General features: G+C 41.1%; 11 protein-coding genes and 1 riboswitch. Of the genes, 1 reads left to right on the forward strand and 10 read right to left on the reverse strand.

Translation table 11 applies throughout. The features are described from left to right. Positions 1-4: 4 nt before the first annotated feature. The 10 genes from pfkB to ACJ9PY_RS14840 form a co-directional block, all read right to left on the reverse strand. Entirely contained in the window at positions 5-925 is a 921-nt protein-coding gene (gene pfkB / locus ACJ9PY_RS14795) for a 1-phosphofructokinase (protein WP_411738452.1), read from the reverse strand. Continuing rightward, the gene (locus ACJ9PY_RS14800; protein ID WP_057277370.1) at positions 925-1677 is read right to left on the reverse strand and encodes a DeoR/GlpR family DNA-binding transcription regulator; all 753 of its coding nucleotides are present in this window, start codon (positions 1675-1677) and stop codon (positions 925-927) included. Before ACJ9PY_RS14800 ends, pfkB begins: the two co-directional genes overlap by 1 nt. Before the next feature lie 226 nt (positions 1678-1903). Next, positions 1904-3181, reverse strand: coding sequence for a 2-oxoglutarate dehydrogenase complex dihydrolipoyllysine-residue succinyltransferase (odhB, locus tag ACJ9PY_RS14805; RefSeq protein WP_057277368.1), 1278 nt, complete (start codon positions 3179-3181; stop codon positions 1904-1906). A gap of 1 nt (position 3182) precedes the next feature. Further along, positions 3183-6035 carry a 2-oxoglutarate dehydrogenase E1 component gene (locus tag ACJ9PY_RS14810; protein ID WP_063575910.1) on the reverse strand — a complete coding sequence of 951 codons (2853 nt, stop codon included), beginning with the start codon at positions 6033-6035 and terminating at the stop codon, positions 3183-3185. 375 nt (positions 6036-6410) lie between these two features. Beyond that, the gene (locus tag ACJ9PY_RS14815) at positions 6411-7181 is read right to left on the reverse strand and encodes a dioxygenase (RefSeq protein ID WP_268936243.1); all 771 of its coding nucleotides are present in this window, start codon (positions 7179-7181) and stop codon (positions 6411-6413) included. A 75-nt stretch (positions 7182-7256) separates the two neighbouring features. Next, complete coding sequence (locus tag ACJ9PY_RS14820; protein ID WP_411738453.1) at positions 7257-8024, reverse strand: polysaccharide deacetylase family protein; 768 nt, start codon at positions 8022-8024, stop codon at positions 7257-7259. A 104-nt stretch (positions 8025-8128) separates the two neighbouring features. After that, a complete protein-coding gene (gene metH, locus ACJ9PY_RS14825; RefSeq protein ID WP_411738454.1) occupies positions 8129-11578 on the reverse strand; it encodes a methionine synthase in 3450 nt (1149 codons plus the stop codon). Then, a complete protein-coding gene (locus tag ACJ9PY_RS14830) occupies positions 11571-13418 on the reverse strand; it encodes a bifunctional homocysteine S-methyltransferase/methylenetetrahydrofolate reductase (protein WP_063575906.1) in 1848 nt (615 codons plus the stop codon). Before ACJ9PY_RS14830 ends, metH begins: the two co-directional genes overlap by 8 nt. Before the next feature lie 102 nt (positions 13419-13520). Next, a riboswitch (SAM riboswitch) is annotated at positions 13521-13619 on the reverse strand. A gap of 111 nt (positions 13620-13730) precedes the next feature. Beyond that, positions 13731-14381 carry an MOSC domain-containing protein gene (locus ACJ9PY_RS14835; RefSeq protein ID WP_176548681.1) on the reverse strand — a complete coding sequence of 217 codons (651 nt, stop codon included), beginning with the start codon at positions 14379-14381 and terminating at the stop codon, positions 13731-13733. Between the two features lie 490 nt (positions 14382-14871). Continuing rightward, complete coding sequence (locus tag ACJ9PY_RS14840; protein WP_048687774.1) at positions 14872-15714, reverse strand: Ku protein; 843 nt, start codon at positions 15712-15714, stop codon at positions 14872-14874. Between the two features lie 150 nt (positions 15715-15864). Here ACJ9PY_RS14840 and ACJ9PY_RS14845 point away from each other — a divergent pair, with 150 nt between their 5' ends. After that, positions 15865-17712, forward strand: coding sequence for a DNA ligase D (locus ACJ9PY_RS14845; RefSeq protein WP_411738455.1), 1848 nt, complete (start codon positions 15865-15867; stop codon positions 17710-17712). Positions 17713-17784: the final 72 nt, after the last annotated feature.

The raw sequence follows: 17784 nt of genomic DNA on the forward strand, positions 1-17784 counted from the left end.
AGAGTCAGCCTCCTGTTAGTTGATTGATAGCAATTTGCGGTAATAACTCTTCAATTTTATCCAATGTACCGAGATCGGATGAAAAGGCTGTAGCACTTCCTGCCGCAAGACTGAAGCGGAAAGCAGATAGAATATCCCCTGTCCTTTCATATGTCCCGATGAAACCTGCGACCATGGAATCACCGGCACCCACTGAGTTGATGACGTTCCCTTTTGGAACATTTGCGGAATATGATTCTCCACCCGAGCAAAGCACGGCACCCTGTCCCGCCATTGAGACAATAACGTTTTGTGCTCCTGCTTCAACCAATTTAGCACCATATTCCCTAGCATCTTCAATGTTACTTATTTCGGTGGAAAAAAGCTCACCCAGTTCATGATGATTGGGCTTTATTAAAAATGGCCGGTGTGGAAGGACATTCAGTAATTCCTTGCCACTCGTATCCACCACCACTTTAATGCCATTATGGGTACAAGACCTTGCCATGGCTTCGTAAACATCCGAAGGAACGCTTGGAGGGATGCTTCCTGACAAAATGAGGATATCATTATTGTTCAACTGTTCAATCTGACTAAATAATTGTTGATAATTCCCTTTTGAAATGACTGGCCCTTGGCTATTTATTTCGGTCTCAAGCCCTGTTTTCAATTTAATGTTAATTCTTGTATCTCCAGCTATTTCTGTAAAGTCCGTGAAAATCTCTTCCTGTCTTAAAAACCTTTTTACAAATTCACCTGTTTGTCCACCGATGAATCCTAACGCTGTTGTACTATTTCCCAGCCTTTTTAGCACACGGGAAACATTGATCCCTTTCCCTCCAGGGAATTTTGCATCATAACTGGTTCGATTCACCTTGCCCATTTGAAAGCTCTCCACTTCGACCAGGTAATCGATGGATGGATTAAGTGTCACTGTATAAATCATTAAATGGTCACGACCTTTACCTTTGGATTTTTTTGAAGGTGAGCAACAGCCTCTTCATCATTGCTGTCAGTAAGGATAATGGCATCGCTTACATCTGCCACCTTGGCGAAAGTAGCTTCATTAAGTTTTGAACTGTCAGCAAGCACGTAGGTCTCGTTAGAGAGACGTAATGCCATCTTCTTCAGCAGGGCTTCCTCAGGGTCTGGTGTTGTGAAACCCAATTCTTGATGGATGCCGTTCATTCCCAAGAAACATTTATCAAAACGGTATTCATTCAAAAACTGTACAGCATTACTTCCTATAATTGCATTTGTCGAAAACTTTATCATTCCGCCAACTAACACTGTTTTGATTTCCAATTCGATGAGTTTTGGAATATGCATAAGACCATTTGTCAGCACCGTTATATTTTTATCTTTTAAATAAGGAATCATTTCGGCAGTTGTCGTGCCTGCATCAAGATATATACAATCATTTTTCTCTATGAATGAAGCCGCCAGCTTTGCTATAAGTTGTTTTTCAGCTCTTGCTTTGTATTGCTTTTCCATAGTTGTTGGCTCAAGGCCTTTTCTTTGCAGTAAAGAGGCCCCGCCATGCACGCGTTTCAAGAGCTTCATTTCTTCGAGTTGCACTAAATCTCTCCGAATGGTCGACTCCGAGGCTTGTAACTGATCTACAAGCTCCTGCAGCTTTACCGTTCCTTGTTCTTTAAGGATCGATAAGATGAACTGGTGCCTTTCAGTTGTCAACAATTCGCCCACCTCACTTTAATATCATCATCATATATGAAAATGAAAGAATAATCAATCATAAACGTTTAAAAATAATCAAATTCATCCAAAAATACATTCAAAAACATTCATTTTTATTAGAGATGAACTTTCTTGAATTTCATTATCTTTTTTTCTATGAAAATATCCTTTCTTGTTCAACAAAAAAACCCCCATGTCAAGATGACAGGGGGGTAGTATTATTTTATTAGCCTTGAAGTAAAAGTTGTTCTGGATCTTCAAGCATATCTTTGATGGCCACCAAGAAACCAACAGCTTCTTTTCCGTCTACGATACGGTGATCATAAGATAATGCAAGGTACATCATTGGTCTGTTTTCGATTTGGTCTCCAACAGCGATTGGACGAGTCTTGATTGTATGCATGCCCAAAATCCCAACTTGAGGGGCATTCAATATTGGTGTTGATAATAGGGAACCGAAAGTCCCTCCGTTAGTGATGGTAAAAGTACCACCTGATAAATCTGAAAGTCCCAGTTTGTTGTTACGCGCTTTAACAGCTAAATCCGAAATGTTCTTCTCGATTTCAGCAAAGCTTTTGCGGTCAGCATCCCTTACAACCGGAACGACAAGACCTTCATCAGTGGATACTGCTACACCGATATCATAAAAGTTCTTTTTCAGGATATGGTCGCCTTGGATTTCAGCATTCAATAACGGATATTTTTTCAATGCGCCAATGACCGCTTTAGTGAAGAATGACATGAAACCAAGTTTAACATCATTTGTTTTCACGAAAGAATCCTTATGGCGGTTACGCAATTCCATGACTGCAGAAAGATCGACTTCGTTAAAAGTTGTAAGCATGGCTGCTTCTGATTGTACTTGAACTAGACGTTTGGCAATGGTTTGACGACGGCGTGTCATTTTAACCACTTCAATGCGGTCATCATTCACTTCAACAGGAGCTGCTGCTTGTTTAGCTGCAGGAGCTTGTTTTGGAGCTGCCGCAGGTGCTGCCGGAGCTGCAGGTGCATTACTTGCTGCTTCTACGTCTTGTACACGTACACGACCTAGTGGATCTGCTACAGGCACCTGAGTCAAGTCAATTCCTTTTTCACGAGCCAATTTCCTTGCAGCTGGTGATGCAATAACTTGTTGAGTGGATGATGATTCTTTCGCTTCTGCTTTAGGAGCCTCTTTAGCAGGAGCCGCTTGTTCAGCCTTAACTGGTTCTGCTTTAGCTTCTTCAACCTTAGGAGCTTCCGCTTTTGGAGCTGCTGCAGCTGATCCATTTTCATCAACGATGGCGATAGCCTGTCCGACTTGGACAGTATCGCCTTCTTCTGCTAAATGTTCAGAAAGTGTACCAGTATAATCTGAAATGATTTCAACGTTCACTTTATCCGTTTCAAGTTCAAGGACATATTCTCCTTTTTCAACGTGATCACCGGGTTGTTTTAACCATTGCGCAATAGATCCTTCAGAAATTGATTCTGCTAATTCAGGTACTTTTACTTCAGCCATTTTATTTCTCCCCCTCATTATTGCGTGTAATTGCTTGAGTCATAATCCGTTGTTGTTCATTTTTATGGACAAGTGGATCTCCCTCAGCCGGGCTTGATCTGCGCTTCCTTCCTATATATGTTACTGAAAGATTGCCAGGAGCCGCTGCATTTAGGCGAGGTTCAACAAATGTCCAAGCACCCATGTTTTTAGGTTCTTCTTGAGCCCAGAAGATTTCTTTAAGATTTGTATATTTTTTCAGGGCTTCTTGAACTCCAGTGAATGGGAATGGATAAATTTCTTCGATACTGATGATTTGCAACCAATCCGTATTTTTTTCAGTTGCCGCTTTTTCACGAAGTTCAACCGCCAATTTACCTGTTGCAAAAACAATGCGTTCAACCGATTTAGGTTTTTTGCCCAAAGTTTTGGTTTCTACAAATGATTCAAACGCGCCTTCACTGAATTCTTCTGTTGTAGAAGCCATCACCTGATTACGAAGCATACTCTTCGGTGTCATGATGACAAGCGGACGTACTTGTTCTTGATCCAAAATCTTAGCTTGTCTTCTAAGGATATGGAAGTATTGAGCTGCCGAACTTAAGTTAGCAACTGTCCAGTTGTTTTCAGCTGCTAATTGAAGGAAGCGTTCCAGTCGTGCACTTGAGTGCTCTGGCCCTTGTCCTTCATAACCGTGTGGAAGCAGCATGACAAGACCTGATTTTTGACCCCATTTTGCACGGCCAGCAGCGATGAATTGGTCAAAGATCACTTGTGCTGTATTAGCGAAGTCACCGAATTGGCCTTCCCATAATACAAGTGTCTCAGGTGCAAAAACGTTATACCCATATTCATAAGCCAGAACTGCCGTTTCCGTAAGCGGGCTGTTATGAACAGCGAATGAAGCTTTGGCAGTTTCAAGTGTGTGAAGTGGTGAATATGTTTTTCCATTAACACTATCATGTAACATGATATTACGTTGTGCAAATGTTCCACGCTCTGAATCTTGTCCTGTCAAACGGATTGGCGTGCCGTCACTTAAAATCGATGCAAAAGCCAATGTCTCGGCATGTGCCCAATCGATTTTTCCGTCAGGACCAAAGGAATCCAAGCGACGTGATAGGATCTTTCCTAATTTTTTATTAGGGGTGAATCCTTCCGGCCATTTAACAAGCTCTTCGTTAATTGTAACAAGTTCTTGTTTCGGAACTGCCGTTTCAATGGCTGGAAGTCCTTTTTCAATAATCCCAGGAGGATTACACTCTTTGGAAGCTTCCGGTTTATTTCCGGAAATTTTCGCATATGCATCTGCAAGCCTTGTATCCACTTGCTCAGCAATCGCTTTAACTTCAGCTTCAGTGAACTCGCCGGATTCAATAAGTTTTTTCCCATAAAGCTCTTTTACGGTTGGATGCTTATGGATTAATGCATACATTTCAGGTTGAGTCACCAATGGCTCATCCATTTCGTTATGGCCGAAACGTCTGTAACCGATCAGATCGATCAAGAAATCCTTGTTGTATTTTTCACGATATAGGTTAGCAAGGTTCACAGCAGCCATACATGCTTCTGGATCATCTGCATTTACATGCACGATCGGCACTTCGAAGCCTTTTGCCAAATCACTAGCATATAAGGTTGAACGTGAATCTTCACTTTCCGTTGTAAAACCGATCATGTTATTGGCGATGATATGGATTGCGCCGCCAACTTGATAACCGCGTAAACGGCTTAAGTTAAACGTTTCAGGTACAATTCCTTCACCTGGGAATGCAGCATCACCATGAATCAGGATTGCAAGAGATTTGGAAATGTCTTGCACAGGGAATCCTTTTTCTGTACGGTCTTCTTGAGCCGCACGAGAATACCCTTCCACGATTGGACCGACTACTTCCAAGTGACTTGGGTTATTGGCAAGTGTAATCCTTGCTTTTTGTATATTAGCTTTTGTAATCTGTTTATCCAGACCTAAATGGTATTTAACATCACCTGTCCATCCATTGTTAATGCCTGTTGAACCCTCGGAAGGAACCAAATCTTTATTCGGTGAATGTTGGAATTCAGAGAAAATGACCTCATAAGGCTTTCCTAATACATGTGCAAGCACATTCAAACGTCCACGGTGAGCCATGGCAATATTCACATTACCCGTTCCGTTTTGGACAGTTTGTGAAATCATTTCATCTAAAATCGGAACCATAGCATCCAGTCCCTCAATTGAGAAACGTTTTTGCCCTACATATGTGCGGTGAAGGAATTTCTCGAAACCTTCTACTTCATTCAATCGTTTAAGTAATAGTTCTTTTTTCTCTTTTCCCACTTCCGGGAACATGCTTCCAGATTCGACCATATCAGTAAGCCATTGCTTTTCATCCAAGTCATTAACATGATGAAATTCAAAGGCTATCGTTTTTGTATAGAGTTGTTTTAGGTATTGTACGGCTTCGTATCCGTCTTTCACGTCTTCAGGTGATTCCGGACAAATAAAGTCAGCCGGTATTTTCCTTAAATCATCTGCTGTCAAGCCATATTTTTCAAAGTGAATTTGTTCAGTGTCCAGAGCTTCTTCTTTTAAAGGATAAATATTTGCAGCAAGATGCCCGTATGCACGGATATTTTCAGCTAACTTCACTGCAGACATAATTTTCTTCATTGGAAGAACTTCTCCAGTTTGTACAGTTGATGCACTTACAGTCGTTGTTTCTGCCGATACATCGAATGAAGGAGGACCTGCTACTTCAAAAAAGTTTTTCAGTTCCGGATCCACTTCTTCCGGGTTGGCTAGAAATAAATCGTATTGCTCCATGACATACCCAAGGTTTGGACCCGAAAAAGCTTTCCAGTGGTCTAATACCTTAGAATCATTGATGGTCATTTTGTAAACCCCCAAATTTTTCTCATAATTTTTTTCATTCCGTTTTATCCATCCCCAAATTTCTTTCTTCTAATTTTCCCCAAATATAGGATATATATAAGATATATAATAAATAACTTTGGTTATTGAATAATAAAATTTTAAAGGATAAAACGTTTTCAGATGTTATATTAACATGTTTTTGTCGAAATATCCAAAGGTTAAACCACTTTATACAACCTTTTTTCAACTATATTTCTGCTTAATTCGTCAAAAATCGCTTTTAACTGTCTTTTTTGCTCATTTAAGTCTTTTTTTCGCTAAAAAAAGATTTTTGTATTTTTGTATAATGATTATTTTTCAGGTAAATTTAACTAGTTTGAAAGCCCTTTCACCTCACTCAAACTTCCAAGCTGTTAAACTTAGATTGCCATATTGAAAGCTTCTGTGCAGAAGAGCCGCTTTTTTATTGTCATCCCCTGAGCCCATTGCGATGACCAATGGAATGAAATGCTCTTTGGAGGGCACAGCCTCTGTACTGTAAGGGGCGATATTTTCATAATTGAACAAAGATTGCAAATCCCATTTCATGATTTTTTCTTCGACCCAGTTCTCAAACTCGATTGCCCATCCCTCTGCAACATGCATATCTTCCTGAATATGTGTGAAATTATGGACAATTCCACCGCTTCCTATGATCAGGACATTATTTTCCTTTAATTCCCTCAATGCTTTCCCAATTTCATACTGCTTGTCCAATGGCAGCGAAGGACTAATGGACATAGATACGGTCGGGATATCAGCTTCTGGGTACATGATATGCAAAAGCCCCCATGCTCCATGATCCAGGGGGCGCCTTTCATCAAGTTCCCCCAATACATCTATCCTGGACAATAAGGTTAAAATTCGATCTGACAGCTCCAGGCATCCCCTCGCAGGATATGTTATCTGAAATACTTCTTCAGGAAATCCAGCAAAATCGTAAATGACTTCATGCTTCCCCACTGCAGAAATCATTTGATCTTCATTTTCCCAATGTGCTGACAAAATAACGATGGCAGCAGGTTTCTTCATTGTTTGCATATACTCCTTCAAAAAAAGAGTATAGCTATTCTTTTCCAAAGCTAATAGCGGTGTTCCATGTGATAAAAACAATGATGGCATCATAGAGACGATAAATCCTTTCGCATTGTAATCTCAATATCCTATACCTTAATTTACTATAGTTAAACAATGTGTTCATCAATTAAATTGCATTTTCGGCGTAGTCTCATCAATAGTATCAAAGGTATATCCTTCTTTTTTAAGGAATTCAATTATATCAGGCAATGCTTTCACTGTATTTTTCATACTATTGATATCATGCAATAAGATATTAACATGCTTTTGATTTTTCGTCCCTTTTTGTACAGCAGAAATGATTTGTTGTTCACTTATTGACGGACTGAAGCCATCTGTCGAGTCAATGGACCAATCAAAATAAATATACCCTTTTTCCTTTAGTTGTTGAAGGATTCCATTGATGATTGGTTTCGTTGACGCCTGATGCCGCAGCCGATTATTCGAGCCGCCAGGAAGGCGCACAATACGGCTTTTTATCCCATACTCCTCTTGCAGCATGGTTTCAAGCCTATTCAAATCTTGAAAGAAACTCTCAGTCGACCGATAAACGATGGAATAATCATGTGTATAAGAATGAAGGGCGATCGAATGACCGCGGGATATCATTTCCTGATAACAACTCTTTGCGTATGGTTCTTCGTTACCTTTAACGAAAAATGTGGCCTTAACATGATAGCGTTCCAAAATATTCAATATCTCCATGGTATTCAAGGATGGTCCGTCATCGAAGGTCAAATAGGCGATTTTCTGATTCGCCTTACTTTTTAGCAACGGTGTCATCTCTTCGGGAATAACTGCATGTACTTGAATGTTTTGCACATCCACATCAGACAAAATAATAATGAGAGAACTCGCCATGGCAAGAATTAATTTTAGCATCTTCTTCATAGGTGCTGCATCCCCTTCCTTTTGACCATTAAGGTGTACCAGTTAAGGGGTTTCATGCGCAATAAGGCAGCGGTAAAAAATACCGCTGCCTTTATTAAATGAAGTTATCGATCGACATTAAAGTAACGGGCTTCAGGATGTGCAAAAACAATGGCTGAAACGGAAGCCTCTGGTTCCATCATGCATCCTTCAGTCAATTCCACGCCAATATCTTGAGGTTGCAACAGGCGGAATAGCTTCTCCTGGTCTTCCAGATTAGGACAAGCAGGATAACCAAATGAAAACCTTTGCCCGGTGTACTTAGCTGCAAACCGCTCTTTCATGGACATATCAATCGGATCGCTTATACCTAAATCATCCCGCATTAATTGATGGATTCTTTCCGCGAACCCTTCAGCTGTTTCAAGAGCAAGTGATTGAAGGGCGTGATTTTTCAAGAAATCACCTTCAAGTTTCAGTTTTTCTGCCCATTTTCTGATTCCTTTTCCGGCAGTGACCAGGAAGAAACCAACATAATCCATTTGCCCGGAGGAAATCGTTTTTGCGAAGTCCGCTAAACAAAGATGCGGATTCGTATCTTGCCGGGGGAATTCGAAAGTTTCCAAAACCTCATGATGATTGTCCGGGTTGTATATAAATAGTTTATCTCCTTCGCTTTGAGCAGGGAAAAATTGATAAACTGCATTCAAACCATAATCCGGTTCCGTCTTTAGGAATTCGATCAATTCGTCAACGAGATCATTGAGCTGCACTGCTTTTTCATTCCCTTGCTTAAGCAATTCGGTAACTTTGCCTTTTAACCCCAAATGATGACCAATCAGCATTTGCCTATTTATATATGGCTGGACGACATCCAATGGATAGTTTTTCAGGACGTGTCGTTTGATGTCACGCGGTGTTTGAACAGGAACATCGCTTAAAGGAGCCGCTGTGGACTGCTTACGAACAGGTTTTTCCAATGTGGCAGCAATGGCGGCATTCGCTTTCGATCTTTCTCGTTTCTCGACCAACTCTTCCAAGTACACCACTTTTTTGTCGGCGTCATGTAAAATATTCGTTACCGCCAAACCATCCATCGCATCTTTGGAATATAAAACCGGCCCTTCATATTCAGGTGAAATTTTAAAATCGGTGAATTTACGGGATAATGCTGCCCCTCCAACTAAAATTGGGGTATCTATTCCCGCTTGCCTTAAATCCTGCGCGGTTAAAACCATTTGCTGTGCAGATTTGACAAGTAGCCCAGATAGGCCAATGATGGTTGGCTCATGTTTTCGAACCTCTTCAATTATTTGTTGCGGTGCGACCTTTATTCCCAAATCAATGACTTCATAGCCGTTATTGGAAAGTATGATATCCACTAGGTTTTTCCCGATATCATGCACATCTCCCTTGACGGTCGCCAACAGGATTTTCCCTTTCTTAGCACTATCTTCAGCGTTTTCCATAAGTGGTTCAAGGTGAGCTACAGCCGCCTTCATCGCTTCTGCACTTTGAAGCACCTCTGCGACAATAAGTTGGTTGTCATTGAACAGCCGCCCCACTTCACTCATCCCATCCATCAATGGTCCATTGATGATTTCCAGAGGGGTATCACCGCGCTCTATCGCTTCATTTAAATCATCAATCAATCCTTCTTTCGTTCCTTCGATAATATAGTTACCAAGACGTTCGTCCAATGGCAGGATCACACCATCATCCTTCTTCTCCGCTTTTTTTCCACGATAAAATTCGGTAAAAATCGCTAAAGTTTCAGTTGATGTTTCAAACAGGAGTGCCTCCGCCAATTTCACTTCCTCTTCCGGTATCAAGGCGAAACGTTCAAGTTTTTCTGTATTCACGATAGCATAATCGAGACCCGCTTTTGTACAATGGTAAAGGAAAACGGCATTTAATATTTCCCTTCCCCTCGCCGGCAGACCGAAAGAAACGTTGGAAATTCCAAGTATCGTTAGGCATTCAGGAAACTTTTCTTTAATCGCCTTTATTCCATTCACCGTCTCCAATGCAGATCCAATATATTGTTCATCCCCAGTGCCTACAGGAAATACCAGCGGATCAAAAATGATGTCATTTTTGTTTAGACCGTACTTATTGACGAGCAAATCCACAGACCGCGTAGCCACTTCCAATTTTCGTTCAGCATCGACGGCCATCCCAATTTCATCAATGGTTCCTACGACAACGGCAGCACCATATTGATGGACTAAGGGTACTATTTTTTCAAAGCGCTCTTCACCATCTTCAAGGTTTATGGAATTTATGATCGATTTTCCTTGTGAATGTTTTAATGCTTGTTCAAGTACGACTTCATCCGTAGTGTCGATGACCAATGGGACTTTCACTTTTTTGACGACCTCTTCTACAAATTCCTTCATGTCGCCAAGCTCATCCCCATCAGGATCGGCAAGACAGATATCAATGACATGGGCGCCTTTCTTTACCTGGTTACGTGCAATTTCGGCAGCTGGCTCGTAATGCTTTCCACGTATCAGCTCCTTGAATTTTCGGGAACCGATAACATTCGTTCTCTCCCCTACGAATAAAGGACGCATTGAATCATCATAAATTAGCGGCTCTATCCCTGATACGGCATGACCATGGGCAGCTTCCATAATTGTACGGGGCTTCATGCCTTCGAGTACCCTGGAAAGTTCTTTAATATGTTCTGGTGTCGTGCCACAACATCCGCCAATGATATTGACCCATCCCTTTTCGGCAAATTGCTTCATTTTCTCTGCCAGGGATGTAGGTGATTCATGATAGTGGCCTTCTTCATCAGGGAGCCCGGCATTCGGATAACAGCTGATGGCGCTATTTGATATATCTGCAAGTGTCCTGATATGGTCTATCATGAATTCCGGCCCTGTTGCACAATTAAGGCCGACAGCTACGGGCTTCATATGTTCAACCGATAAATAAAAAGCTTCTATGGACTGGCCGGCAAGTGTCGTGCCCATCGGTTCGATTGTTCCTGATATGATGACAGGCACATCTTTTCCCGTTTTAGCGAATGCTGCTTTGATTCCAGAAAAGGCAGCCTTGACATTAAGCATATCCTGACAGGTTTCCACCAACAGCAAGTCTACCCCCCCATCCAAGAGACCCAGTGCCTGCTCTTCATAAGAATCTGTTAAAACATCAAAAGTCGTTCCGCCCGTTACAGATAGCGTTTTTGTAGTGGGGCCCATCGAGCCAGCTACATATCTTGGCCATTCATCATTGGAATACTTTTCACAAGCTTTAACGGCAAGCTCAGCTGAAATTTTATTTAGCTTGTAGGCAATCGTACTTATTTGGTATTCCTCAAGGACGATGCTGGTCGCTCCAAAGGTATTTGTTTCTATGATATCTGCGCCCGCTGCTAAATATTTTTCATGAATCGATTGGATGATTTCCGGTTGCGTCAGTGATAAATATTCATTGCAGCCCTCGAATTGTTCCCCGCCAAAATCGTCTGCTGTCAAATTCTCCGCTTGAAGCATCGTTCCCATCGCCCCATCAAGTAGGAGAATCTTAGAATTTAACTGATCTTGAATCGCTTTTTTATTCATGTACTGCCACCTCTGATGTCTGTTTACTATCGACTTTTCTAATATATTTCGTTAGTTCCGCCGTCATTTCATAGCGAAGGAATGGAGTGATTAAATATATGCCCTTGAATTTTTCCCTAGCCGCGTCCACCAGTTCCCGCGCGATATTCACCCCTTCAATCCTTGACTTTACAGGGTCATCCCCCGCTAGAGCCATGGCCCTTCTAACATTATCAGGCAATTTGATGCCCGGGATCTCATTATGGATGAATTCGGCGTTCCGGGTGCTTGTTAAGGGCATGATACCGATGAAAATCGGGGTTTCCAGATGTTTTGTCGCTTCATATACTTCTTCGATTTGCTCTACGGAATAAATTGGCTGTGTCAAAAAGGATTGAGCACCGCAGGCAATCTTCTTTTCCATTCTCAGTACGGCTTTATCCAGATATTTCACATTGGGATTAAAAGCTGCCGCAATTTTAAAATTTGCCCGTTGACCCAAACTTTGACCGGAATAGGAAAGACCTTCATTAAATTGTTTGACCATACTTATCAGGTCAAATGAAGATAAATCGTAAACCGAAGTGGCACCCGGGAAGTCCCCAATTTTTGAAGGGTCTCCGGTGATGATCAATATTTCGTTCAGCCCTACCGTCTGCAGACCCATTAAATGTGACTGCAGGCCAATCAAATTTCGATCACGGCATGTTATATGCACCATCGGATTTATATTCAATTGGTTCTTCAGTAAATTAGCCAGTGCATCATTCGATATCCTTGGTGAGGCAAGTGAATTATCCGCTAATGTAATGGAATCGACCCCTGCTTTTTTCAAAACCTCAGCACCAGTCATGAAACTCTCTATCCCTAGCTTTTTCGGTGGATCAAGCTCAACGAGAATCGTCCGTTCCGTTTTGGCCTTTTCGTAAAGGGGAAGTTCCAATTCCCTATCGTTCACCTCAATTACTTCTATTTCACGGGATTTCGTAAATTTCTCTTTCACGGGAGCCAAACTTCCAATTGCATGCTTTACAGCTTGAATATGCAGTGGAGTCGTTCCACAGCACCCTCCTATGATCGCGGCGCCTTGCTCACGAAGTTCCAGGGCACTAGAACCGAAATATTCCGGGACAGCTTTATAAACGAGCCTCCCATCGACATAATCCGGCAGGCTGGCGTTAGGGTAAATGGCAATCGATGCTTGCTTTGGCAAACTCACTTCTTCCAAGGCCCGAATCATATGATGTGGTCCAAGGCGGCAATTCACACCAACCACATCGGCACCCAATTGCTCGAGTTTTTGAAAGGCTTCATTTAAATGGATTCCATTTTGAAGATTACCCAGTTCATGCATCGAGACATTTGCGATAATCGGCAGTCCGGTTTCATTTTTAACGATTTGCAGGACGGTTTCCAGTTCTTCCAGGTCATAAAATGTTTCCAGAAGAATCCCATCAGGATTTTCCATCAACAGACTGTATAGCTGTTCACGAAAAGCCCGTTTTATCTCTTCCATGCTTAAATCCGATTTCCTGATACTCCGCTGTGCCCCTATGGTGCCGAAGACGTATGCCTTTCCTTTTGCCGCTTTTTTAGCAAGAATGACTCCCTGGCGATTGATTCTGCTCACTTCATCTTCAAGTCCATACCGCTTCAATTTATTGAAATTGGCTCCGTATGTATTCGATTGAAGGATATCTGCACCAGCTTCCAGATAGGCTCGATGGATGGACTCTATTTGATCTGGGTTCGTGCAGTTTAATTCCTCATAACATTGATCAATGCCATTAGAGTAAAGCAAGGTCCCCATTGCCCCTTCCCCAACCAGCATTCTTTCTTTTAATTCTTTACGAAAATTCATCATTACACCCTCTCTCAAAAACAATCCTGTTTTTGTCGTATTCTATGAGTATGAGAGAAAAGGAAAAAAACCTTCTCAAAGAAGAAGGTTTTTGAAACATTCTCCTCATCTATCAAGCTCTGCTTGCTGGATTTAGCACCTTTGCGTAAGCTGGTTGCTGAGGTTTCTTCGGGCCAGTCCCTCCACCTCTCTCGATAAGATCCATTTATATAATTTTCATAAGATTTCAAAATTTGATTATATTTAATTTACATTAATAGTCTGTCAATTTCAATACCTGATCGACATTTTTTTCACTTTTGCAAAAATCATTCAATCTTTTGCTGCTTGAACCCTCTTCAAGATCCTTTGTTTCCAGTCTTCCGCTAACGAGTCTAGTGTTAGTAAAGCCTTAGCACCTTCAAGCCCATCCCGTTTATGAAGGATGACCTCTGCTGCGTAATGGACAGAAATTTTTTCTTGTAGACGATCTATCAGCACAATCTCGTTTTGTTTATTTATCGTTCCTTCTTGAAGTACTCTTGCAAAATAACCAGTGAAACTCGTTTTCAGCACGAGTTCCAAAAACTTAGGTTCTTGATTGAAGAGGGAAATGGTCGAACAAGGTATCCTCCCTTGGTTAATTTGAACAATCACATCGCCTATTTGATAAATATCGCCGATATATGTTGTTTCTTCCTTCATCCCCGCAATAGTTAAATTTTCACCGAATGCAGGGATATCCAGCTCTTTAGAGAATTTTTCATTCCATAATGAATAATGCTCAAATGGGTAAAAGCACAAAGCCCGATCAGGACCTCCATGGAACTTTACATTACCGACACCATCACCGATTATGCCAGCTTTAGTCACTTTCAAATTATCCTGTGCTTGTTTATCCATGGCTGAAAAGATATCGATATTCGAAAAAATTTCTTGTTTCGGCTTCCCCGCATGTAGTGATTTGATTTTCCCATTTTCCATTTTGCATCTTCCATTCATATTAAATTTATATCGTTCTATATGTATAAATTATACTAAAAATCCATTTTATTCAGTACCTTTTTATATGTATATGAAATGAAAAAGCCATATGCGGCGGAAATGGGCGAAATATCATTGATTTCCAGAAAAATTCATAGGTTAGTTTCAGTAATTTAGTTGCTATTTCAGAATTAAATATGGTAGAATATGAACACAATATATAGTCGAAAACTACAACCGTTCGCCTATATGTTGATTTTCACGATTGAATTCCTCATTGTCGCTCTTTAGGGAGCGAATTTTTTTTGCTTTCGTCAATATCCACTAATTTCCTGTAATTCCATTCAGTTTCTTGCATCGTGATCGACTCACCTGTTTGTACCTTCCTTCCCTCTTTATCAAGACCTTTTCATCTTATTAGAAGCCTGATTCCTTGCAAAAACAAGCAGAAAGCCGAGCGACATCATCCGTCTTCCGCTCAGCTTCCTGTTTACGCTTGTTTCTTTTTTTTCGGTGCCGCTTTCTTTCGGGTCGTCTTTTTCTTTTCCGGTTCATCATGTTTTGTACGGTCTATGGATGCTTGTAGTGCCTCCATTAAATCAGTTACATTGTTGGAAACTGGTTCTTTTGTTTTCGCTGTAATCGTCGTCTGACCCGTTTTCTTCGATTCAATCAATTCTAGTAACGCGGTTCGATAGTCATCGGTGTATTTTGTCGGATCGAAAGTAGTCGTTAATTGATCTATCAATAATACGGCAGTATCGATTTCTTTTTTTACAATGGTATCATTGGCCGGGATATTCGGAACATCCGCTGTGGAGCGGACTTCATCCGGATAATGAATCGTTTCCATAACCAAGGTATTATCAACGACTCGGATTACCGCCATTTGTTCTTTGGAGCGAATGATGATTTTTGCCAACCCAACCTTATTCGATTCCTTGAGGGCCTGCCTCAAAAGGGAATAAGCTTTTATCCCCCCGTCATTTGGGGACATGTAATAACTCCGGTTAAAATAAATAGGATCTATTTCTTCAATTTTAACGAAATCCACGATTTCCACGGCTTTTTCTTCGTTTTGTTTTTTCAGTTGTTCTAGTTCATTGTCTTCCAATACAACAAACTTTCCCTTTGTATACTCAAAAGCGCGGACTATATCATCCTTCCCCACTTCTTTCTCGCATACTGGACAAACCTTTTCGTATTTAATCGGTGTATGACATTCCTTATGCAACGTCCTTAAAGATATATCCTTATCCTCCGTTGCAGCATGAAGTTTGATCGGAATGTTCACCAAACCGAATGATATGCTCCCCTTCCACATCGTATGCATATTCGTCACCTCATAACTTATTTTTGATGAGAAGAACAATTTTATTATTCCCCTTTGTTCAAAAAAAACCGAAAAAACAATTGCCAACTTTAACACTTCGTTTTTTTGGCAAAATAATGTTATCAATTATTTGCGGAGGTAAATACAAAAATGAAACCGATGCTGCCAACATATTACCCTGAGGCCCCCAACTCCAAGGATTGGCGTTATGAAGTCAAATATGACGGCTTTAGGGCTATTTTAACGATAGACTCCGATACCATAAGCATTTCGAGTCGAAATGAAAAGGAATTATCACCTCAATTCCCAGAAATCATTACTTTCATCAAAGACCTGGACCTGGAAGATTATCTCCCGCTTCAGTTAGATGGAGAATTGGTCTGGCTTACGAATCAGGCGAAAGCGGACTTTTTTCAAATACAGTGGCGAGGACGCCTTGGGAAACAATCCTTAATTTCAGAAAATGCCCGTTTTTCCCCATGTCGGTTTATAGCGTTTGACCTGCTTCGCATCAGCGGAAAAGACATAGCAGATAAACCTATGTTGGAACGAAGGGAATTGATGTTGAATATGGGGGGAAAACTCGGTCTTCCTATGCCTCCTGATCCCAATGATAAGGCTTTGATACAATTAATAGAGAGTTTTGACGTTTTGGATATTGCCTTGAATAAGGTCACCTTGTTAGATGGCGAAGGGATTGTCGCTAAGGAAATTCGGGGTGCTTGGCAAGAAGGAAGACGTACTACATCTTGGATTAAGGTGAAAAATTGGAAGACCGTTTCTTGTTTCATCACAGCATTGCACAAAGAAAATGGCTACGTTTCCCTTGCAGTATTCAAAGAAGGTGCCGTAACGAAAATCGGAAGTGTCAAAAATGGACTGAGTGCTAGAGATAAAAGTATATTGCATCAATTAATCAAGCAAAATGCATCAGACGAAGACGCACAATTTTTTTATATCCATCCATCCATTTGCATTGAAGTTCAATTCTTGCACGTTTATGAGGAAAATGAATTGCGTGAACCTCAGTTTTCCCAGTGGCTTTTACAAACTTCTCCCGACGAATGTACCTGGGAGAAATTCGTGCTAGGCCAATATACATTTCCAGATACTGTACAAATAACTTCCAGGGATAAACCGCTTTGGAAAACAGAAGGAAAACAGGTGGTAAAAGTAGAATATCTTCATTATTTACGGGAGGTTTCAGCTTTCTTCTTACCCTTCTTGAAGGATAAGCTTCTTACCACGATCCGCTATCCTCATGGAACTTTGGATAAAGAAAGATTTTTCCAAAAAAACAAACCTGATTATGCGCCGGACTTTATAAAAACGTTCATGGATGAGGATATCGAGTATATGCTGTGTAACGACATTGAAACTCTCCTTTGGTTTGGTAATCAACTTGCATTGGAATTTCATGCCCCATTTCAGAAAGCCGGTAAAACAAGACCCGACGAAATCGTCCTGGACTTGGATCCTCCTTCCATCGAATATTTCTCTCTTGCGGTAAAGGCTGCACAGGAAATAAAAAAGGTGATGGAATCATTAAGGATTAAAGCTTTTGTAAAAACTTCAGGTAACAAAGGACTGCAAATTCACATCCCTCTGCCTGAAGACAGATTTACTTATCAGGAGACACGCATATTCACTGACTTTCTGGGTGATTATTTAACAAGTTCCAATCCGAATGATTTTACAACGGAAAGAATGAAAATAAATCGGCATAATCGACTTTACTTGGACTTTGTGCAGCATAGTGAAGGAAAAACCATCATTCTTCCTTATTCCCCACGGGGAAATTCTTTCGCTGGTGTGGCTACACCTTTGTTTTGGGAGGAAGTGAACGAAAGTCTCCAGTTAAAGGACTTTACGATTGAAACCATACCAAACAGAATAAAAAGGGACGGGTGTGCGTTTATGGATTACCGACTGGTGGATAATGGACCAGCCTTTTTGGAAGTATTGTCGTTCCTTAAACAGAAAAAGACCAATAACTAATTGGTAAGATGGAAAGTTGCTCTAGAAACGCGCTTTCCGCGGGCGGTCCGCCCTCGGCGCTCTTTAGCCGAG

This window comes from Peribacillus sp. S4, from assembly GCF_046715815.1.
Taxonomy (GTDB): Bacteria; Bacillota; Bacilli; order Bacillales; family DSM-1321; genus Peribacillus; species Peribacillus frigoritolerans.